The following is a 20,106-nucleotide window of genomic DNA, read 5'->3' on the forward strand; positions in this document are numbered from 1 at the left end:
GTTGGTGCGCGTCACTGCCCTTATAGGTATGGCCAAAGGTTCAGCGTGGGAGTCAAGGCATGGCAGGAGTAATGGATTCAGTAAACCAGCGCACACAGCTGGTAGGGCAGAATCGCCTGGAGTTGTTGCTTTTTCGCCTGGATGGCAAGCAGCTGTATGGCATCAACGTGTTCAAGGTGCGGGAAGTGCTGCAATGCCCCAAGTTGACGATCATGCCCAAGTCCAGCCCGGTGGTGTGTGGCGTTGCCAACATCCGTGGTGCGACGATCCCGATTCTTGACCTGGCCCTGGCCACGGGTTCGGCAGGATTGCAGGACCGTGAGAGCCCGTTCGTTATCATTACCGAGTACAACACCAAGACCCAGGGTTTTCTGGTGCGCTCGGTGGAGCGCATCGTCAACATGAACTGGGAAGAGATCCATCCGCCGCCCAAGGGCACCGGTCGCGATCACTACCTCACGGCGGTGACACGGGTGGATAACCAGTTGGTGGAAATCATCGACGTGGAGAAGATCCTCGCCGAAGTGGCGCCGACCTCGGAAACGATTTCCGTGGGGGTGGTGGACGCCGAAACCGCGCACAAGGCCGTTTCCCTGCGGGTGCTGACGGTGGACGACTCCTCGGTGGCGCGTAAACAGGTGACCCGTTGCCTGCAGACCGTCGGCGTGGAGGTAGTGGCCCTCAACGACGGTCGCCAAGCGTTGGATTACCTGCGCAAGCTGGTGGACGACGGCAAGAAGCCGGAAGAAGAATTCTTGATGATGATCTCCGACATCGAGATGCCGGAAATGGACGGCTACACCCTCACGGCCGAGATACGCAACGATCCACGCATGCAAAAATTGCACATCATCCTGCATACTTCGTTGTCGGGGGTATTCAACCAGGCGATGGTCAAGAAGGTCGGTGCCGATGACTTCCTGGCCAAATTCCGTCCTGATGACCTGGCATCCCGGGTAGTCGACCGGATCAAGGCAGCAGATCACGGCTAGGGGGCATTTCCCCTGGCGGTCACACGATTTAAGAGGCGGTATCATTGTCTACGGGTAATTTGGATTTCGAGCAGTTCCGGGTCTTCCTGGAAAAAGCCTGTGGCATATTGCTCGGTGAAAACAAGCAGTACCTGGTATCCAGCCGTCTCAACAAACTGATGGAGCAGCAGGGCATCAAGTCGTTGGGTGAGCTGGTTCAGCGCATCCAGGGGCAGCCGCGCAGCGGGCTCAAGGAGATGGTGGTCGATGCCATGACCACCAACGAAACCCTGTGGTTTCGTGACACCTACCCCTTTGAAGTGCTCAAGAACAAAGTGCTGCCGGAGGCTATCAAGGCCAGCCCGGGCCAGCGCCTGCGGATCTGGTCGGCCGCCTGCTCTTCGGGGCAGGAGCCCTACTCGATTTCGATGTCCATCGATGAGTTCGAGCGGACTAACATGGGCCAGTTGAAGGCCGGAGCGCAAATCGTCGCCACCGACCTCTCCGGCACCATGCTCACCAATTGCAAGACCGGCGAGTACGACAGCCTGGCCCTGGGCCGTGGTTTGTCCCAGGAACGCCTGCAACGTTACTTCGACCCGAAAGGGGCTGGGCGTTGGGCGGTCAAGGCGCCGATCAAGAACCGTGTGGAGTTTCGCTCGTTCAACCTGCTCGACAGCTACGCCAGCCTGGGCAAGTTCGACATGGTGTTCTGCCGCAACGTGCTGATCTACTTCTCGGCCGAAGTGAAGAAAGACATCCTGCTGCGCATCCATGGCACGCTCAAGCGCGGCGGCTATCTGTTCCTCGGCGCTTCGGAAGCGCTAAATGGTCTGCCGGACCATTATCAGATGGTGCAGTGCAGCCCTGGGATCATTTACCAGGCCAAATAGTACGCAAACCTAAATGTGGGAGCGGGCTTGCTCGCGAATAAGGTCTGTCAGTCATAGATAAGTTGACTGCTCCACCGCATTCGCGAGCAAGCCCGCTCCCACATTTGTTTTGCGGCAACCCTCCCAATAGCGGCAACCCCCCATTGCCGCTTTACTGGCGCCACGCGGAAAGCGTTTGCCGCTTTTCTGGCATTGCCACCCGGCAATCTCCCCTCAAGCCCTTGATTTACTGGCCTTCAGTAGATTGGCATGCACCTTGCTATAACCCAGTTAACGAACAGCAGGTCAGCCCTTAAAGGTTTCCACCATGAGCATCAGCTTCGATAAAGCGCTCGGTATCCACGAACAAGCCCTGGGCTTCCGCGCCCAGCGTGCCGAAGTCCTGGCCAACAACATTGCCAACGCCGACACCCCGAACTACAAGGCTCGGGATTTGGACTTCTCCGCCGTGCTCGCTGCACAGCAGGACAAGACCAAGAACGGCACCTTCGCCTTGAACATGACCAACAGCCGTCATATCGAAGCGCAAGGCCTGAGCAATGGTGACGAGTCGCTGCTGTATCGCACGCCGATGCAGCCGTCGATCGACCAGAACACCGTCGACGCGCAGCTGGAGCAATCGGCCTACGCCGAGAACTCGGTGAACTTCCAGGCCAGCTTCACCCTGCTTAACAGCAAATTCAAAGGGCTGATGTCAGCCCTGCGTGGAGAGTAAGCCATGTCCCTGTCCAGTGTTTTCAATATTGCCGGCAGTGGCATGAGCGCGCAGACCACGCGCTTGAACACCGTCGCCAGTAACATCGCCAACGCCGAGACCGTGTCTTCGAGCATTGACCAGACTTACCGCGCCCGTCACCCGGTGTTCGCCACCATGTTCCAGGGCGGCCAGGCAGGTGGCAGTGATTCGTTGTTCCAGGACCAGGGGGCCGCAGGCTCCGGCGTGCAAGTGCTGGGTGTGGTCGAAGACCAGAGCAACCTTGAAGCCCGCTACGAACCCAACCATCCCGCCGCGAACGAAAAGGGTTATGTCTATTACCCGAACGTCAACGTGGTCGAGGAAATGGCCGACATGATTTCCGCCAGCCGCTCGTTCCAGACCAATGCGGAAATGATGAACACTGCCAAAACCATGATGCAGAAGGTCCTGACCCTGGGTCAGTGATAAGGGGCGCCAAATAATGGCCATCGTTGATACGAGTAACAACACGCCAGTCCAGGACCTTTTCAATTCCAAGGTCAAAACTGCCCAGGACAACAGCAGCGTCACTGATGCTGCCAATAAGGCCACGGGCAAACAATCGCTGGGCAAGGATGCATTCTTGCAGCTGTTGGTCACCCAACTGAAAAACCAGAACCCGCTGTCGCCGCAAGACAACGGCGCGTTCGTGGCCCAGCTGGCGCAGTTCAGCAGCCTGGAAGGCATCAACACCCTGAATGATTCGGTGAATGCGATCTCCAGCAACTTCAGCTCGTCGCAAGCGCTGCAGGCGTCGTCGCTGGTCGGGCGCTCGATCATCATCCAGACCGACAAGGCCATGGTTGATACCAGCAAGAGCATGACCGGATCGGTGGATGTCACAGCGGCGACCGGCAATGTCTCCGTCAAGATCACTGACAAAGACGGCAATGTGGTGCGCACCATCGAAATGGGGGCCCAGAGCGCCGGTACCCAGAGCTTTATCTGGGATGGCAAAAACGACAAGGGTGAGGTCGCTCCTGCGGGCACCTACACCTTCAATGCCACCACCAAGAACGACAAGGGTGATGCCGTCGCCCTGAGCACTTCGCTGCCGGCAACGGTAACGAGCGTGACCTTGAGCAAGACCGGCGGCGAAATGCTGCTGAACCTGGCAGGCGGCATGGGCAGCGTCAAGCTGTCGCAAATTCAGACTATCGGTACATAGAGCCGGCTAAATACGGCAGAGGGAGAGAAACATGTCTTTTAATATCGGCCTTAGCGGGCTCTATGCGGCCAACAAACAACTGGACGTGACCGGCAACAACATCGCCAACGTGGCGACCACGGGCTTCAAGTCGTCCCGTGCGGAGTTCGCGGACATTTACGCCGCCTCCAAACTGGGCACCGGCCAGAACAGCATCGGCAACGGTGTGAACCTGGCGGCCGTGTCCCAGCAGTTCACCCAGGGCGACGTCAATGGTAGCGGCGGTATCCTGGACATGGCGATCCAGGGCGGCGGCTTCTTCGTGCAGAAGGGCAGCGACGGTTCGCTGGAATACACCCGTAGCGGTGCCTTCCGTGCCGACAAAGACGGCTACATCACCAACAACACCGGGACTTCGCGCCTGCAAGGTTATGCGGCGGATGCGGACGGCAAGATCATCAAAGGCGGCCTGACCGACCTGCAACTGAACCTGTCGAACCTGCCGCCCAAGGCGTCCACCAAGGTAGATTCCACCAGTAACCTGAACTCCTCGGAGCCGGTGATCGACCAGACGGCCAAGCCGTTCAACCCGAACGACACCAGCACCTTTACCACCCAGTACAGCACCACGTTGTACGACTCCCAGGGTAACGCGCACCCGATGGTGCAGTACCTGGTGAAAACCGACGGTAACAAGTGGAACGCCTACACCCTGATCGATGGCCGCAACCCTAACGGTTCGGCGCCAACCGGCACTCCGTCGACCCCGCCAGTACCGTCGGCACTGACCTTTGATGGCAATGGCAAGCTGACCAGTGTCGTGACCGGCGGTGTGTCCGACAAGACCCTGACCATCACCGGTTGGGTCCCTGGAACTGTGACTGATGGTGTGTGGAAGGCCAACGGCGCCAATGCCAACCCGACCGGTATCGCGGTCAACATGGCCAACATCACCCAGTACAACTCGGCCACCTACCGCAACCCACCGGTCACCGATGGCTATGCCACCGGCCAGATCACCGGCCTGAAAATCGACGGCAACGGCGTACTGTTCGCAACGTTCAGCAACCAGCAGAGCAAGGCCATCGGCCAGATCTCCCTGGCCAGCTTCAACAACGAACAAGGCCTGCAGCCTGCCGGCGGTACCTCCTGGAGAGAGACCTTCGCTTCGGGCCAGCCAGGTTACGACACCCCGCAAGCGGGCACCCTGGGTTCGATCGTGGCCAACTCCCTGGAGAACTCCAACGTCAACCTGACCAACGAGCTGGTAGACCTGATCAAGGCCCAGAGCAACTATCAGGCGAACGCCAAGACCATCTCCACCCAGAGCACCATCATGCAGACCATCATTCAGATGACGTGATGCGGTAGCGCTCTATAGAAAGCCCCTCGAAAGAGGGGCTTTTTTTTGCGTGTCATTTGGCCTTAGGACCTTTCCCACCGTTGCTGTAGTCAGGGGATGACGCGCGACTACCGGAACGTATCACATCGCTCCTTCCACTCATTCAGGCGTAGGTCGTTTGGATCATATGGGGAGGGTTTGGTATGTGGAGTTCGTCAGCATCCGCCCAAGAGGCTGGAGGTGCACGTCGCAACGTTGCCTGGGGTGGGAGTTACCCGCTAGATGCACGTCGTTCGGACACTACAACGCAGGACGTAGGGTCCAATAAACAAGCTATCAGTCAGTTGCTCAAAGAAATTGAAGATGCCGAGAAAACGTCAAAGAGCCAGGTCGTACGGGATCTGCGTGACAAGCTGAATAAAGTACGAGGGGAACTGGGTGACGAGAAATTCAAGGAGGTCCTTGAGGAGCTGAAGAAAGATAAGGCTGATGCCTGGTGGGCGTGGCTGAAGGCCCTGTTTCCGGATCTATTTCCAGATGATTCGCCTTTGGAGCCCCCCTCTCCAGCACCCTCTCCACGTGGAGGCGGAGGGGGGGGAGGAGGCGGCAATAGAGTCAACCCGCAAGGCTTTGGGCCCGCCGACGTCATGAGCAACAAGCCCATTACCGAGGGTGCTAAATATTTCAACTACAAACCTGACAACAGTAACCCAGGTAAAAAGCCAGACAATATCTGGAGCGGATTCAGCCAGGGGCCTGATGGAAACTGCGTGACTGTTTCGTCAATCAAGGCCGCGATGATGCAGTTCGGGCAGAAACCCACCGACGTGTTCAAAGAGGTGAGGGAGACGGGCAGTGGCTATGACGTGACCATGCGAGATGGGGTCAAGGTTTCTTTTACTAAAGATGAATTGAGGCAGGCTGCCACTCAAGCTCGTTTCAAGGGAGATGATCCGCAGATGATCACGGACGCCAACTTCATGTATGCAGCGAGCGCGAAGCGGGCACAGATGGAAAACAACGATGGCACGGCGGGGCGAAGCTTCCAGGCTGCAATGAACAGCCTCAACGATGGTGAGGGCTCGCGCGAGGGGCTAAACCGCTTGGGTCTCAAGGGGCACTACAGGCCGGCGACGGACTCTGATTTGAGAAGCAGCAAGGTGGGGACGGTGGAGTACGGAGGCCATTCGATGGCGGTGATCGATGGTCGAATTGAGTTGTGGGGTCGACGCGGTGGGGTGCCCCAGTCGGGTATGGCGACCGTGTTGTTCTGAGGTTCCGGTCTTTCGTCCTGGCCAATAAAAACCCCCGATAAACCCCAGTGAATCCGGGGTATATCGGGGGTTTTTCAGTTCCGGGTGATTAAACCCGGAACTGCCTCAGCTTATTGGCAAGCTTCGCAATCCGGCTCGTCAATCGCGCAGGCCTTTGGCACTGGCGCCGGGCCGGCTGGCGCTGCAAGCACCGAATCATCACCGTGGTTGCCACCGCTGGAAACAGCGTTCAGCTTACCGGTGTTGATGGTCGACTTCTCGGTGCTGGTCGCGGCCAGGGCGCGGAGGTAGTAAGTGGTTTTCAGGCCACGGTACCACGCCATGCGGTAGGTCACGTCCAGCTTCTTGCCCGAAGCGCCGGCGATGTAGAGGTTCAGGGACTGGGCCTGGTCGATCCACTTCTGGCGACGGCTGGCGGCGTCAACGATCCACTTGGTGTCCACTTCGAAGGCCGTCGCGTAGAGCTCTTTGAGTTCTTGCGGGATGCGCTCGATCTGCTGCACGGAACCGTCGTAGTACTTCAGGTCGTTGATCATGACCGAGTCCCACAGGCCGCGGGCTTTCAGGTCGCGAACCAGGTACGGGTTGATCACGGTGAATTCGCCCGACAGGTTCGATTTCACATACAGGTTCTGGTAGGTCGGTTCGATCGACTGCGATACGCCGGTGATGTTGGCGATGGTGGCGGTCGGTGCGATGGCCATGATGTTGGAGTTGCGAATACCTTTCTGCACGCGGGCACGTACCGGCGCCCAGTCCAGGGTTTCGTTCAGATCAACGTCGATGTACTTCTGGCCACGGGCTTCGATCAGGATCTGTTGCGAATCCAGCGGCAGGATGCCCTTGGACCACAGCGAACCCTGGAACGTCTCGTAGGCGCCGCGCTCGTCGGCCAGGTCGCAGGAAGCCTGGATCGCGTAGTAGCTGACCGCTTCCATGGACTTGTCGGCGAACTCGACCGCAGCATCCGAACCGTAAGGAATGTGCTGCAGGTACAGCGCGTCCTGGAAGCCCATGATGCCCAGGCCCACTGGACGGTGCTTGAAGTTGGAGTTCTGCGCCTGTGGCACCGAGTAGTAGTTGATGTCGATCACGTTATCGAGCATGCGTACTGCGGTGTTGACGGTGCGCTCCAGCTTGGCGGTGTCCAGCTTGCCGTTGACGATGTGGTTCGGCAGGTTGATCGAGCCCAGGTTGCAAACGGCGATCTCGTCCTTGTTGGTGTTCAAGGTGATCTCGGTGCACAGATTCGAACTGTGGACCACGCCCACGTGCTGCTGCGGGCTGCGCAGGTTGCACGGGTCTTTGAAGGTCAGCCATGGGTGGCCGGTTTCAAACAGCATGGACAGCATTTTGCGCCACAGGTCTTTGGCCTGGATGGTCTTGAACAGCTTGACCTTGCCTGGGTATTCGGTGAGGGCTTCGTAGTACTCGTAGCGCTCTTCGAAGGCTTTACCGGTCAGGTCGTGCAGGTCCGGGACTTCGGATGGCGAGAACAGGGTCCATTTGCCGTCATCGAAGACACGCTTCATGAACAGGTCAGGGATCCAGTTGGCGGTGTTCATGTCGTGGGTGCGACGACGATCATCACCGGTGTTCTTGCGCAGCTCGATGAACTCTTCGATGTCCATGTGCCAGGTTTCCAGGTAGGCACATACAGCGCCTTTGCGCTTGCCGCCCTGGTTGACCGCAACGGCGGTGTCGTTCACGACTTTCAGGAAGGGCACAACGCCCTGGGACTTGCCGTTGGTGCCCTTGATGTACGAACCCAGTGCACGCACCGGGGTCCAGTCGTTGCCCAGGCCGCCGGCGAATTTGGACAACATGGCGTTGTCGTGGATCGCGTGGTAGATGCCCGACAGGTCATCCGGCACGGTGGTCAGGTAGCAGCTGGACAGCTGTGGACGCAGGGTGCCGGCGTTGAACAGGGTTGGGGTCGACGACATGTAGTCGAAGGACGACAACAAGTTGTAGAACTCGATGGCACGGTCTTCTTTCTGCTTCTCTTCAATCGCCAGGCCCATGGCCACGCGCATGAAGAACACTTGCGGCAGTTCGAAGCGGATACCGTCCTTGTGGATGAAGTAACGGTCGTACAGGGTCTGCAGGCCCAGGTAGGTGAACTGCTGGTCACGCTCGTGGTTGATCGCCTTGCCGAGTTTTTCCAGGTCGAAGGTGGCCAGGATCGGGTTCAGCAATTCGAATTCGATACCCTTGGCGATGTAGGCAGGCAGGGCCTTGGCGTACAGGTCGGCCATTTCGTGGTGGGTGGCGCTGTCGGCGACTTTCAGGAAGCCCAGGCCTTCGGCACGCAGGGTGTCCATCAGCAGGCGCGCGGTCACGAACGAGTAGTTCGGCTCGCGTTCAACCAGGGTACGGGCGGTCATCACCAGGGCGGTGTTGACGTCGGTCAGGGCCACGCCGTCGTACAGGTTCTTCAGGGTTTCGCGCTGGATCAGGTCACCGTCGACTTCTTCCAGGCCTTCGCAGGCCTCGGTGATGATGGTGTTCAGGCGACCCAGGTCCAGCGGCGCAAAAGTGCCGTCGGCCAGGGTGATGCGGATCGATGGGTGAGCCTGTACGGCGGCTTCTTCAGCCGGGGCACGTACAGCGCGCTCCTTGGAGCGGGCATCACGGTAGATCACGTAGTCGCGGGCAACTTTCTGCTCGCCGGCACGCATCAGGGCCAGTTCGACCTGGTCCTGGATTTCTTCGATGTGGATGGTGCCGCCCGAAGGCATGCGACGCTTGAAGGTCGCGGTGACTTGTTCGGTCAGGCGGGCAACGGTGTCGTGGATGCGCGACGAGGCAGCAGCGGTGCCGCCCTCAACTGCAAGAAACGCTTTGGTGATGGCGACGGTGATTTTGTCATCGGTGTAAGGGACGACAGTGCCGTTACGCTTGATCACACGCAATTGGCCGGGTGCGGTGGCTGACAGATCCAGGTTCGAATCGGCGGCCTGCTGCACGGAGCCTTGCGGGTTCTCGCGAGTTGTGTCGGTTTGCATGGGGGGTTGTCTCCACGTTCTATATTTGATTGCGAGTGCCAGGCTCTTCCTGCAACACCCGTACCGTTTTCCATATCGGGGATGGGAAACAGCTGCCATCCGCGTGAGCGGTTTGGTCTACTGAAAATCGGTTGGTTCCATGCTGCGGTAGCAATAAAACGCTTGAATTTCTTGCCACTTGTGTGGTTGGGCGCTTTCTTGAAAAACCCCACATGTAGGGTCTTATTCAGTGCCGAGGTACAAGATAATGCGTTTTTGAGGGGTTAGCAACGCAGTAACCTGTGGATAACGCTGTGGGTAAAATGTGTAAGAAAGGTTGAATGGGCGTGTAGGCCGCATTGCTGCTGGATTACGCCGTTTGTCATTAATTGTTTCGGGCTTAAAACAACCTGCCCATTTTCGAAGGGCGCGAACCCTATCACAAAAAAACGCGATCACCGAATGGATTTCCCGGCTTGTGTTTGAGGGCTGGCCCGTGGCTACAATCGACCGTATCGGGCTACGCAGTTACCCAGATCATGCCCGCCTTTTATGACAGACATTGAGGTCACCCGTGGAGCAAGAAGCCTGGCAGGTATTGATAGTCGAAGACGACCAGCGACTGGCCGAATTGACCCGTGAGTATCTGGAGAGCAATGGCCTGCAGGTGTCCGTGGAAGGCGATGGCGCCCTGGCAGCGGCGCGCATCATCGCCGAACAGCCGGACCTGGTGATCCTCGACCTGATGCTGCCCGGCGAAGACGGCTTGAGCATCTGCCGCAAGGTGCGCCAGCGCTATGACGGGGTGATCCTGATGCTCACCGCGCGTACCGATGACATGGACCAGGTGCTGGGCCTGGACATGGGAGCCGACGATTACGTGTGCAAACCCGTGCGCCCGCGCCTGTTGCTGGCACGCATCCAGGCCCTGCTGCGGCGCAGCGAACCGACCGAACCGGTTGCCGTGGAGAACCAGCGCCGCCTGCAATTCGGCCCCTTGGTGGTGGACAACGCCCTGCGTGAAGCCTGGCTGAACAATGACGGCATCGAGCTGACCAGCGCCGAGTTCGACCTGTTGTGGCTGCTGGTGGCCAATGCCGGGCGCATTTTGTCCCGCGAAGAACTCTTCATCGCCCTGCGCGGCATCGGCTATGACGGTCAGGACCGCTCCATTGACGTGCGTATCTCGCGCATACGCCCCAAGATAGGTGACGACCCGATCCACCCGCGCCTGATCAAGACCATCCGCAGCAAAGGCTATCTGTTCGTCCCCGAAGCCGCCGCCGACATGCCGCTGTGAACTCGATCTTCCTGCGCATCTACGGTGGCATGTGCGCGGCGCTGATCCTGGTGGCCCTGCTCGGCGTGCTGGCCCTGCACCTGCTCAACGAGGTGCGCAGCGGCCAATACCGCGAGCGCCTGGCCCACGGCACCTTCGCCTTGATGGGCGATAACCTGCAACCCATGAGCCCCATCGAGCGGCAACGGGCCCTGGCGGTGTGGGAGCGTTTGCTCGGTATCCCGCTGGAACTGCGCCCCCTGGCCGATGCGCAACTGGATTTGAGCCAACGCAATCGCCTGCAACGCGGCCAGGTGCTGGTGGAGCAGACCGGGCCCCACGCCGCGCGAGTGCTGCGTTTGGTCAATGATCAGGCGCAGCTTGTGCTCATGGGGGAAGTGCAGCAGATCAGCGAACAGCTGGCGCGTGCGACGATCTACCTGCTCGCCGACGAGCTGGTGCGCTTCCCCGTGGCTGAACAGCCGCAGCGCCTGGCGGATATAAAAGAAGCCAAGGGGTTTGGCTTCGATATGCATTTGATGACCCTCGACCAGGCCGACATGGACGAAGACCAGCGCCGCCGCGTCTCGGAAGGCGACACGGTGATGGCCCTGGGCAAGGGCGGCGACTCGATCCGCGTGTTTGCCGGCATGGTCGGTACGCCGTGGGTGCTGGAACTCGGGCCGCTGTATCAAATGAACCCTTACCCGGCGCAATGGTTGATCCTGATTACGTTGATCGGCCTGACCCTGATCGGTTTGATCGTCTATCTGTTGGTGCGCCAGCTTGAACGGCGGCTGCGCGGCCTGGAAGCCGCCGCCACCCGCATCGCCAAGGGCAACCTGGAAGTCCGCGTACCGGCCCGTGGTGCTGACTCGGTGGGGCGCCTGGCCGCCGCCTTCAATGGCATGGCCGAGCACTTACAGCAGTTGCTGGCGATCCAGCGTGAACTGGTGCGCGCGGTGTCCCACGAATTGCGCACGCCGGTGGCGCGCTTGCGTTTCGGCCTGGAGATGGTTGGTGATGCCACCACGGCCGAGGCGCGGCGCAAATACCTGGAAGGCATGGACAGCGATATCCAGGTCCTCGATGGCCTAGTCGATGAAATGCTCACTTACGCGCGGCTGGAACAAGGCTCGCCAGAGTTGAATTTCCAGCGGGTCGACCTCGATGCGCTGCTCGATCAGGTCATAGGCGAATTATCGCCACTGCGTCCGCAGGTCAGTGTAAGCCGGGGCATTTGCCTGTCTTCGGCCCATTGGGATGATGCCTGGGTGGATGCTGAGCCACGTTACCTGCACCGTGCGTTGCAGAACCTGGTGAGCAATGCCATGCGTCATGCCCAGGGCCACGTGTTGATCAGTTATCAGGTGGGCCAGGTGCGCTGCCGCATCGATGTCGAAGATGATGGGCCCGGTGTGCCTGAGAGTGCCTGGGAGCGCATCTTCACGCCATTCCTGCGCCTGGACGACAGCCGCACCCGTGCCTCCGGCGGGCATGGGTTAGGGCTGTCGATCGTGCGACGGATTATCTATTGGCACGGCGGGCGGGCGTTGATCAGCAAGAGCAACAATTTGGGTGGGGCGTGCTTCAGTCTGAGTTGGCCGAGGGATCAGGAGAAAACCTAAGCCTGGATGGCGACCAGGCTCAGCAACTGCCCATCATTCACCGAAAACTGCGCGTGCAGCTCTTTGCCGTGGCACCACTCGCTGGACAGGTCTGTCAGCAACCGCAGCCGTAACTGGCCCGCGTCGGACCACTCCAGCATTTCGGCATGCTCAAAATAGAAGCGCTTTTGCACGATCGGGTACAGCGCCTTGAACAGGCTCTCTTTGGCCGAAAACGTCAATGTCACCAGCTGTGCGATCTGTTCTCGCGGCAGCGTCGCCATCCGTTGCAGTTCATCGGCCGTGAGGATCTCCCCAGCCAAGCGCTCCGCCCGCTCCAGTGTCAGCACATTCTCCAGGTCCATCCCCAGCCCGCGCCATTGCGCCGTGTGCGCGACAATCGCGGCGGCATGCCCGGTGCTGTGGGTGATGGAGCCACAGATATGCGCAGGCCACACCGGCGCACGGTCTTCACCGATGGCGGGGATATAGTTGAGGTGATCGAGCTGTTTCAGCGCGGCGCGGGCGCACAGTCGGCCGGCCAGGAACTCGGCCTGACGCTTGGCCACCGAGCGCTGGATGCTGGCCGGAGGCGGCACGGCGCTGCGCTGGAAATCGCCGGCCGTCAATAAAGCCGGATCAAAGCGGGTGCTGAGAAACACCGTACCCGGCAAGGGGACGGGCAGCGGCCAATGGGCGTCGAGTGGGGTGCAGCAAGCGGGTAGGGAATTCATGGGCGGTATTTTGCCGAGTTGATGGGCAACAGGATAGCCCGCTGCGGTTCAGGTGAGGTTCAGAGCCTGTTCAGGGGGAGTTCAGGGGCGCCTGCGTAGTCTGGGACTCACACAAAGGCAACAGCCAAACGCATAGAGGTATCACCATGACTGCGATCAAACAGCTGATGTTGGCGTTAACCATGCTCAGTGCCACCGCCGGGGTCCAGGCCGCCGACGGTGCCTTCGCCGCGTTCGGCGGTGAGAAAACCAAGAAATCCAGCACCTTGCTCCAGCGTGTCAGCTTCGAAGAAGTGGGCAGCCAACCCGCGCCCTGGGGCCAGTCCCTGGGCCTTGCAATCCCTCAGCCGGGCTACCGCGCCGGTTATGAACACCTGACGGGTCAGTTCAATGGCACTAAACTGCGCCCGCAAGACCTGCAGGGCCGCTATGATATCCCTCTGTCGGACAGTTGATTTGCCTTGGAGAGCTTTATGAAATTGCTGGTGGTGGAAGATGAGGCGCTGCTGCGTCATCACCTGTTTACCCGCCTGACCGACAGCGGGCATGTGGTCGAGGCTGTGGCCAATGCCGAAGAGGCCCTGTACCAGACCGGGCAGTTCAACCATGACCTGGCGATCATCGACCTGGGCCTGCCCGGCATGGGGGGGCTGGACCTGATCCGCCAACTGCGTACCCAGGCCAAGACCTTCCCGATCCTGATCCTCACCGCGCGTGGCAACTGGCAGGACAAGGTCGAAGGCCTGGCAGCCGGTGCTGATGACTATGTGGTCAAGCCGTTCCAGTTCGAAGAACTGGAGGCGCGGATGAACGCCTTGCTGCGCCGCTCCAGCGGGTTTACCCAGTCGACGATTGTTGCGGGCCCGTTGCTGCTGGACCTCAATCGCAAGCAGGCGTCCCTTGACGAACAGCCCCTGGCGCTGACGGCCTACGAATATCGGATCCTTGAGTACCTGATGCGCCATCACCAGCAGGTGGTCGCCAAGGACCGCTTGATGGAACAGCTCTACCCGGATGACGACGAGCGTGATCCGAATGTCATCGAAGTGTTGGTCGGCCGCCTGCGTCGCAAGCTGGAAGGCCCGGCCGGGTTCAAGCCGATCGACACCGTGCGTGGCCTCGGCTACCTGTTCAACGAGCGCTGCCGTTGATTCGCTCGCTTCGCGTGCGCTTGATGCTGGCGGCCGCCACCCTGGCCGTGCTGTTCATGCTGGGCTTGTTGCCCGCCATGCAAGGGGCGTTCAGCCTGGCGTTGCAGGATTCCATCGAGCAGCGCCTGGCGTCGGACGTCACGACGCTGATCTCTGCCGCACGGGTTGAAAACAACCGCCTGCTGATGCCGGCGCAATTGCCGGACGAGCGCTTCAACCTCACCGACAGCCGCCTGCTCGGCTATATCTACGATCGCGAAGGCCATCTGGTGTGGCGTTCGCGGGCGACCAAGGAAGAAAACATCAACTACAAGCCGCGCTACGACGGGCGCGGTAACGAATTCGCGCGGATCCGTGAGGCCAACGGCCAGGAATTCTTCGTCTATGACGTCGAGGTCCGGCTGCTGGGCGGCAAGAGCGCGGCGTTCAGTATTGTCGCCCTGCAACCGGTGCGCGAATACCAGTTGACCCTCGAAGGCCTGCGCGAAAACCTCTACCTGGGCTTCGGCGCAGCGTTGCTGGTGCTGTTGACCTTGCTGTGGCTGGGCCTGACTTGGGGCCTGCAGGCCCTGCGGCGCCTGAGCCAGGAACTTGACCAGATCGAAGGTGGCACCCGCGAAAGCCTATCCGAACAACACCCCCGTGAATTGTTGCGCCTTACCGGTTCCCTCAACCGCTTGCTGCACAGCGAACGTGAGCAACGGGCGCGTTACCGCGACTCCCTCGACGACCTGGCCCACAGCCTGAAAACCCCGCTCGCGGTACTTCAAGGTGTGAGCGAAGACATGGCCCAGCGCCCGGAAGACCGCGACCAGGCCTGGGTGCTGCAATCGCAGATCGAGCGCATGAGCCAGCAGATCAGCTACCAACTGCAACGCGCCAGCCTGCGCAAGAGCGGCCTGGTGCGTCACCAGGTGCGCCTGGAGCCGGTGTTGCAAAGCCTGTGCGATACGCTGGACAAGGTCTACCGCGACAAACGTGTCACGGTGTCCTTTGAGCTGCCGGAAGAGTGCGACGTGCCGATTGAGAAGGGCGCTTTGCTGGAGTTGCTCGGCAACCTGCTGGAAAACGCCTACCGCTTATGTTTGAGCGAGGTGCGCATCAGCTTCGCGGAAAACCTCGAAGGCAGCGAGTTGTGCATCGAGGATGATGGGCCAGGTGTGCCGCCGGATCAGCGCGCCCGGATTCTGCAGCGGGGCGAGCGGCTGGACCGCCAGCATCCGGGGCAGGGGATCGGCTTGGCGGTGGTCAAGGACATCATTGAAAGCTACGGTGCACGGCTGACCTTGGGCGATTCGCCTTTGGGCGGGGCGGCGTTCAAGATTCATTTTCCGGCCTTGTGATCGTTACTGGCCGTGCGGGCCTCCTCGCAGGCAAGCCAGCTCCCACAGTGGATGGGGTTCGAATCACAATGTGTAAACCCTATCCACTGTGGGAACCGGGCTTGCCCGCGATGGGGGTCTTCCAGGCCATACAGCTCTAACTCTCTTGGGCCCGGTAAGCCCCCGGTGTCAGCCCCGTCCACTTCTTGAACGCCCGATGAAACGCCGACGGTTCGGAAAAGCCCAGCTGCTCGGCAATCTCCTGCAGCGACAAGTCTGCGCGGCCCAAATGATAGATGGCGATGTCCCGCCGCAGCTCATCCTTGAGTGCCTGAAAGCTGGTGCCTTCTTCACGCAAATGCCTGCGCAGGGTCTGGGGGCTGATGTGCAAGTGCTGGGCGACGGCTTCCAGGTCCGGCCAGGGACTGCGGTCGCGGCTGAGCAAGCGGCGTAGCTGGCTGCTCAAGCTGTCGCCTTCGTCCGGCCGCGACAGCAGATCGGCGGGGGAGCGTTCCAGGAAGTGCTTGAGCGTGCGTTCATCCTGCAACAGCGGCAGGTTCAGGTAACGCGCGGGAAACACCAGGCTGCTGTTCGGTGCACCGAATACCTGGGCACAGGGAAACAGCAGGTCATATTCGCTGGCGTGAGCCGGCTGCGGGTAGCTGAAGGTGGCCTGGTGCAGCCGGATGCGTTGGCCGATCAGCCAACTGCCCAGGCGATGCCAAATCACCAGCAGGCACTCACTCAAGAAATGCTCCGGGTCCCATAGCTGCGAGTCGTCCAGGCTCAAGCGGGCCATTTCGCCTTCGCGTGTCAGCTGCCAGCGCGGGCCTTGTGGGAATAGGCTATAAAATAATAAGCCGCGTTCCAGAGCCTTCTCCAGCGTGCGGCAATGGATCAGCGCGTGGCACATCATGGCGAAAGTGCCGCGTTTACTCGGACCGTCGGCGAACCCCAGGTATTCGTCGTCCAGCGCCAGCCAGAGCATTTGCAGCAAACGAGTGAACTGCTCCGGCGCGATGCGGGCGCGGGGTTCGGTCAGCAGTTCCGGGGTGATGCCCACTTGTTGCAGCAGGCCCGAGTAGTCATAGCCGGCCCGACGCGCCCCGCCGAGGGCCGCACGGGCGTAATGGCTGGCGATGGTACGTTCACGCATGCGGAGGCCTCGTCCATGGAGGGGCCGATGGTAGCCAGCCCCGGCTGCGGTCACAAGGCGGATATCCGCCAAATTGTAGGACGGGATGGGTCGAGTGGGCGGAAATCCGCCACTTGTTTCGCTGCCTGGGAGGGCGTCTCAAAACGCCAGGCCCTGATGTCTAAGGGCCTTCAGAGCTTTTCAGCAAAGTGGCACGGCGTTTGCGATAGGGATTACAGCGCAGCCTTGTTCCTACAGGGCTCGCAAACAACAAATCCCTCCAGTGCAGGAGGGTTCGCAATTCAAGTGTCGTGGGCAATGGCGGATATTTGCCACACGGGACGATTGAGGAACTTTGCAATGACGACTCGTCAGCCAATCTACAAATCCCTGTACTTCCAGGTGATCGTTGCAATCGTTATCGGTATTTTGCTCGGTCACTTCTACCCGCAGACCGGTGTGGCCCTCAAGCCGCTGGGTGACGGGTTCATCAAACTGATCAAAATGGTCATCGCCCCGATCATCTTCTGCACCGTTGTCAGTGGCATCGCTGGCATGCAAAGCATGAAATCGGTGGGCAAGACCGGCGGCTACGCGCTGCTGTACTTCGAGATCGTGTCTACCGTTGCGCTGCTGATTGGCCTGATCGTGGTAAACGTCGTGCAACCGGGTAACGGCATGCACATCGACGTAGCGACCCTGGACGCCTCCAAAGTGGCGGCCTACGTCACCGCCGGTAAAGACCAGAGCATCGTCGGCTTTATCCTCAATGTGATCCCTAACACCATCGTCGGCGCCTTCGCCAACGGCGACATCCTGCAAGTGCTGATGTTCTCGGTGATCTTCGGTTTCGCCCTGCACCGCCTGGGTGCCTACGGCAAGCCGGTGCTGGACTTCATCGATCGCTTCGCCCACGTGATGTTCAACATCATCAACATGATCATGAAGCTCGCGCCAATCGGTGCCCTGGGCGCCATGGCGTTCACCATCGGTGCCTACGGCGTAGGTTCCCTGGTGCAGCTGGGCCAGCTGATGATCTGCTTCTACATCACCTGCCTGCTGTTCGTGCTGGTGGTACTGGGTGGTATCTGCCGCGCCCACGGTTTCAGCGTGATCAAACTGATCCGCTACATCCGTGAAGAGCTGTTGATCGTTCTGGGTACTTCGTCTTCCGAGTCCGCACTGCCGCGCATGCTGATCAAGATGGAGCGTCTGGGCGCGAAGAAATCCGTAGTAGGCCTGGTGATTCCAACCGGCTACTCCTTCAACCTCGACGGTACTTCGATCTACCTGACCATGGCTGCCGTGTTCATCGCCCAGGCGACTGACACCCACATGGACATTACCCACCAGATCACGCTGCTGCTGGTGCTGCTGCTGTCCTCCAAAGGCGCTGCAGGCGTGACCGGTTCGGGCTTCATCGTACTGGCTGCCACCCTGTCGGCCGTAGGCCACCTGCCGGTTGCCGGCCTGGCGCTGATCCTGGGTATCGACCGCTTCATGTCCGAAGCCCGCGCACTGACCAACCTTGTCGGTAACGCCGTTGCCACCATCGTTGTGGCCAAGTGGGTCAAGGAACTGGACACCGACAAGCTGCAAAGCGAGCTGGCGTCCGGCGGTACCGGTATCTCGGAAACCCGCGAACTGGATGACCTGGGCGTGGCCGAAGGCCCTGCACCTGTCGTCAAGTAAGCCGCTGCTGGCGTGAACTAACGCCGACAGCAACGTACAAACGCCCCGACTGGTTCGGGGCGTTTGCGTTTCTGGCGCATTACTTTGGCAGCTTTTGTTTTACAGTAAGTGAATAGGTTGTAACGCTTGCAGGAGGTTATGTGGACAGTGTGGATTTGAACGTCCTGCGCAGCGTGCTCGAATGGCGCCGTGCCGGGCAGCGAGTGGTGTTGTACAGCGTTGTCCAGACCTGGGGCAGTGCCCCGCGTCCACCGGGCGCCATGCTGGCGCTGAGGGGGGACGGGGTGGTGATCGGCTCGGTGTCGGGCGGCTGCATCGAGGACGACTTGATTGCACGCCTGCAGGATGGCCGGTTGCCTGCAGACGGGCCGCCGGTCCAGTTGGTGACCTACGGCGTTACCCGCGATGAGGCCGCGCGTTTTGGCCTGCCCTGTGGGGGCACCTTGCGCCTGACCGAAGAGCGTGTGCGCGACTGGGCGTGGGTGTCGGAACTGCTGGCGCGCTGTGAAGATCATCAGATCGTCGCACGTGAGCTGGACCTGGCCAGTGGTGACGTCACCTTGAGCAGTGCAAGCAAGACCGATGTGGTCACCTTCGACGGCGAACGCCTGCGTGCCATCTACGGCCCGCGCTGGCGCCTGCTGTTGATCGGTGCCGGGCAACTGTCACGCTACGTGGCGGAGATGGCGCGCTTGCTGGATTTCGAGGTGTTGATCTGCGACCCGCGTGATGAGTTCGTCTACGGTTGGGAAGAACAGCACGGCCGCTTTGTGCCGGGCATGCCCGACGAGGCTGTGCTCAACATCCAGACCGATGAGCGCACGGCCATTGTGTGCCTTACCCATGATCCGCGCCTGGATGATATGGCTTTGCTGACGGCGCTGAACTCCTCGGCGTTCTACATCGGCGCCCTGGGGTCGCGGGTCAACAGTCAGAAGCGTCGGGAAAACCTCGCCGCGCTGGGGTTATCGGCGGAAGCGATCACCCGCCTGCATGGGCCGATCGGCTTGCATATCGGCAGCCACACCCCGTCGGAGATCGCGTTGTCACTGATGGCGGAAATTGTCGCGATCAAGAACGGTGTGGCCCCGATGCAGAAGAAGCCATTGCCGGTGGTGGCTGAGTGACAGTCACTGCGATTGTGCTCGCGGCGGGGCAGGGCAGTCGCTTCCGCGCCGTGGCGGGTGCTGGCCAGGATAAGTTGCTGGCTGATTGTGTAGGCCTGGATGGCATGACGCGGCCGGTGATCGAGCAGGTGCTGGTGAATCTGCCGGCTACTGTGGTTGAGCGTTGGGTGGTGACGTCGCCGGACCGTCATGAAGTGATTCGTTTGGCCGAGGCCTGCGGTTGCAAGGTCCTGCTGCTGCGCTCAGCCGGCATGGGCGACAGTATTGCGGCGGCGGTTGCAGCCAGTGCTGCGGCGGACGGCTGGCTGGTGGTGTTGGGGGATATGCCGTTTATTCGGTCGTCGAGCATTGAGCAGGTGATCGATGGGCTGGAGGAGGGCGGCATCAGTGTGCCGATGCAGGATGGGCAATATGGGCATCCTGTGGCATTTAGCCAGGCATTTGGGCCGGGGCTGATGGCGTTGACCGGTGATCGTGGGGCCAAGCCGTTGTTTGCGCACGCTGCAGTGAGGCAGGTGCAGGTAAATGACCCCGGCGTGTTATGGGATGTCGACCTGCCGCACTCCCTGAGTTTCACCTCGGGCTAAATGTGGGAGCGGGCTTGCTCGCGAATGCGCTGGGTCAGTCACTGCAGCTCTGCCTGACCCGGCGCATTCTTGAGCAAGCCCGCTCCCACCGTGAATCTACGATAGCTTTCAGATTGTTATAA

General features: G+C 60.2%; 18 protein-coding genes. 15 read left to right on the forward strand and 3 right to left on the reverse strand.

The window, feature by feature from the left end; all coding sequences use genetic code 11:
- Nucleotides 1-59 precede the first annotated feature (59 nt).
- The 7 genes from BMZ57_RS00185 to BMZ57_RS00215 all read left to right on the forward strand — a co-directional run bounded on the left by BMZ57_RS00185 (nt 60) and on the right by BMZ57_RS00215 (nt 6,363).
- On the forward strand, nt 60-992 hold the full coding sequence (locus tag BMZ57_RS00185; protein ID WP_010208344.1) for a chemotaxis protein CheV: 933 nt from the start codon (nt 60-62) through the stop codon (nt 990-992).
- Between the two features lie 44 nt (nt 993-1,036).
- On the forward strand, nt 1,037-1,864 hold the full coding sequence (gene cheR / locus BMZ57_RS00190; RefSeq protein ID WP_010208345.1) for a protein-glutamate O-methyltransferase CheR: 828 nt from the start codon (nt 1,037-1,039) through the stop codon (nt 1,862-1,864).
- 307 nt (nt 1,865-2,171) lie between these two features.
- Entirely contained in the window at nt 2,172-2,579 is a 408-nt protein-coding gene (flgB, locus tag BMZ57_RS00195; RefSeq protein ID WP_010208346.1) for a flagellar basal body rod protein FlgB, read from the forward strand.
- A gap of 3 nt (nt 2,580-2,582) precedes the next feature.
- Nucleotides 2,583-3,026 (forward strand): flagellar basal body rod protein FlgC, encoded by a 444-nt coding sequence (flgC, locus tag BMZ57_RS00200; protein ID WP_010208347.1) that lies wholly within the window; start codon nt 2,583-2,585, stop codon nt 3,024-3,026.
- Nucleotides 3,027-3,042: 16 nt separating this feature from the next.
- Nucleotides 3,043-3,768 carry a flagellar hook assembly protein FlgD gene (flgD, locus tag BMZ57_RS00205; RefSeq protein WP_010208348.1) on the forward strand — a complete coding sequence of 242 codons (726 nt, stop codon included), beginning with the start codon at nt 3,043-3,045 and terminating at the stop codon, nt 3,766-3,768.
- Nucleotides 3,769-3,799: 31 nt separating this feature from the next.
- On the forward strand, nt 3,800-5,110 hold the full coding sequence (gene flgE, locus BMZ57_RS00210) for a flagellar hook protein FlgE (protein WP_010208349.1): 1,311 nt from the start codon (nt 3,800-3,802) through the stop codon (nt 5,108-5,110).
- Between the two features lie 182 nt (nt 5,111-5,292).
- On the forward strand, nt 5,293-6,363 hold the full coding sequence (locus BMZ57_RS00215; protein ID WP_069673254.1) for a hypothetical protein: 1,071 nt from the start codon (nt 5,293-5,295) through the stop codon (nt 6,361-6,363).
- Between the two features lie 110 nt (nt 6,364-6,473).
- Here BMZ57_RS00215 and BMZ57_RS00220 read toward each other — a convergent pair whose 3' ends face one another.
- Entirely contained in the window at nt 6,474-9,371 is a 2,898-nt protein-coding gene (locus BMZ57_RS00220; RefSeq protein WP_010208351.1) for a ribonucleoside-diphosphate reductase subunit alpha, read from the reverse strand.
- A 553-nt stretch (nt 9,372-9,924) separates the two neighbouring features.
- On the opposite strand from BMZ57_RS00220, the gene BMZ57_RS00225 reads away from it, so the two are divergent.
- On the forward strand, nt 9,925-10,650 hold the full coding sequence (locus BMZ57_RS00225; protein WP_010208352.1) for a response regulator: 726 nt from the start codon (nt 9,925-9,927) through the stop codon (nt 10,648-10,650).
- Nucleotides 10,647-12,257 (forward strand): ATP-binding protein, encoded by a 1,611-nt coding sequence (locus BMZ57_RS00230; protein WP_069673253.1) that lies wholly within the window; start codon nt 10,647-10,649, stop codon nt 12,255-12,257. The genes BMZ57_RS00225 and BMZ57_RS00230 overlap by 4 nt, the downstream gene beginning before the upstream one ends.
- Here BMZ57_RS00230 and BMZ57_RS00235 read toward each other — a convergent pair.
- Nucleotides 12,254-12,970 carry a 4'-phosphopantetheinyl transferase family protein gene (locus BMZ57_RS00235; RefSeq protein WP_021491476.1) on the reverse strand — a complete coding sequence of 239 codons (717 nt, stop codon included), beginning with the start codon at nt 12,968-12,970 and terminating at the stop codon, nt 12,254-12,256. The genes BMZ57_RS00230 and BMZ57_RS00235 overlap by 4 nt on opposite strands.
- A gap of 146 nt (nt 12,971-13,116) precedes the next feature.
- Between BMZ57_RS00235 and BMZ57_RS00240 the strand changes: the two genes are divergently transcribed.
- From BMZ57_RS00240 to BMZ57_RS00250, 3 genes are read left to right on the forward strand one after another with little or no spacing between them, the layout of a single operon-like run.
- A complete protein-coding gene (locus BMZ57_RS00240; RefSeq protein ID WP_045791711.1) occupies nt 13,117-13,425 on the forward strand; it encodes a hypothetical protein in 309 nt (102 codons plus the stop codon).
- A gap of 18 nt (nt 13,426-13,443) precedes the next feature.
- On the forward strand, nt 13,444-14,121 hold the full coding sequence (locus tag BMZ57_RS00245; protein ID WP_010208358.1) for a response regulator: 678 nt from the start codon (nt 13,444-13,446) through the stop codon (nt 14,119-14,121).
- The gene (locus BMZ57_RS00250; RefSeq protein ID WP_010208360.1) at nt 14,118-15,464 is read left to right on the forward strand and encodes an ATP-binding protein; all 1,347 of its coding nucleotides are present in this window, start codon (nt 14,118-14,120) and stop codon (nt 15,462-15,464) included. Before BMZ57_RS00245 ends, BMZ57_RS00250 begins: the two co-directional genes overlap by 4 nt.
- A gap of 136 nt (nt 15,465-15,600) precedes the next feature.
- Here BMZ57_RS00250 and BMZ57_RS00255 read toward each other — a convergent pair whose 3' ends face one another.
- A complete protein-coding gene (locus BMZ57_RS00255; protein ID WP_010208362.1) occupies nt 15,601-16,599 on the reverse strand; it encodes an AraC family transcriptional regulator in 999 nt (332 codons plus the stop codon).
- 339 nt (nt 16,600-16,938) lie between these two features.
- Here BMZ57_RS00255 and BMZ57_RS00260 point away from each other — a divergent pair, with 339 nt between their 5' ends.
- The 3 genes from BMZ57_RS00260 to BMZ57_RS00270 all read left to right on the forward strand — a co-directional run bounded on the left by BMZ57_RS00260 (nt 16,939) and on the right by BMZ57_RS00270 (nt 19,984).
- Nucleotides 16,939-18,270 carry a dicarboxylate/amino acid:cation symporter gene (locus tag BMZ57_RS00260; protein ID WP_010208364.1) on the forward strand — a complete coding sequence of 444 codons (1,332 nt, stop codon included), beginning with the start codon at nt 16,939-16,941 and terminating at the stop codon, nt 18,268-18,270.
- Between the two features lie 140 nt (nt 18,271-18,410).
- A complete protein-coding gene (locus tag BMZ57_RS00265; protein ID WP_010208365.1) occupies nt 18,411-19,397 on the forward strand; it encodes an XdhC family protein in 987 nt (328 codons plus the stop codon).
- The gene (locus BMZ57_RS00270; protein ID WP_010208366.1) at nt 19,394-19,984 is read left to right on the forward strand and encodes a nucleotidyltransferase family protein; all 591 of its coding nucleotides are present in this window, start codon (nt 19,394-19,396) and stop codon (nt 19,982-19,984) included. The genes BMZ57_RS00265 and BMZ57_RS00270 overlap by 4 nt, the downstream gene beginning before the upstream one ends.
- Nucleotides 19,985-20,106 lie beyond the last annotated feature (122 nt).

The organism is Pseudomonas simiae (assembly GCF_900111895.1).
GTDB lineage: Bacteria > Pseudomonadota > Gammaproteobacteria > Pseudomonadales > Pseudomonadaceae > Aquipseudomonas > Aquipseudomonas simiae.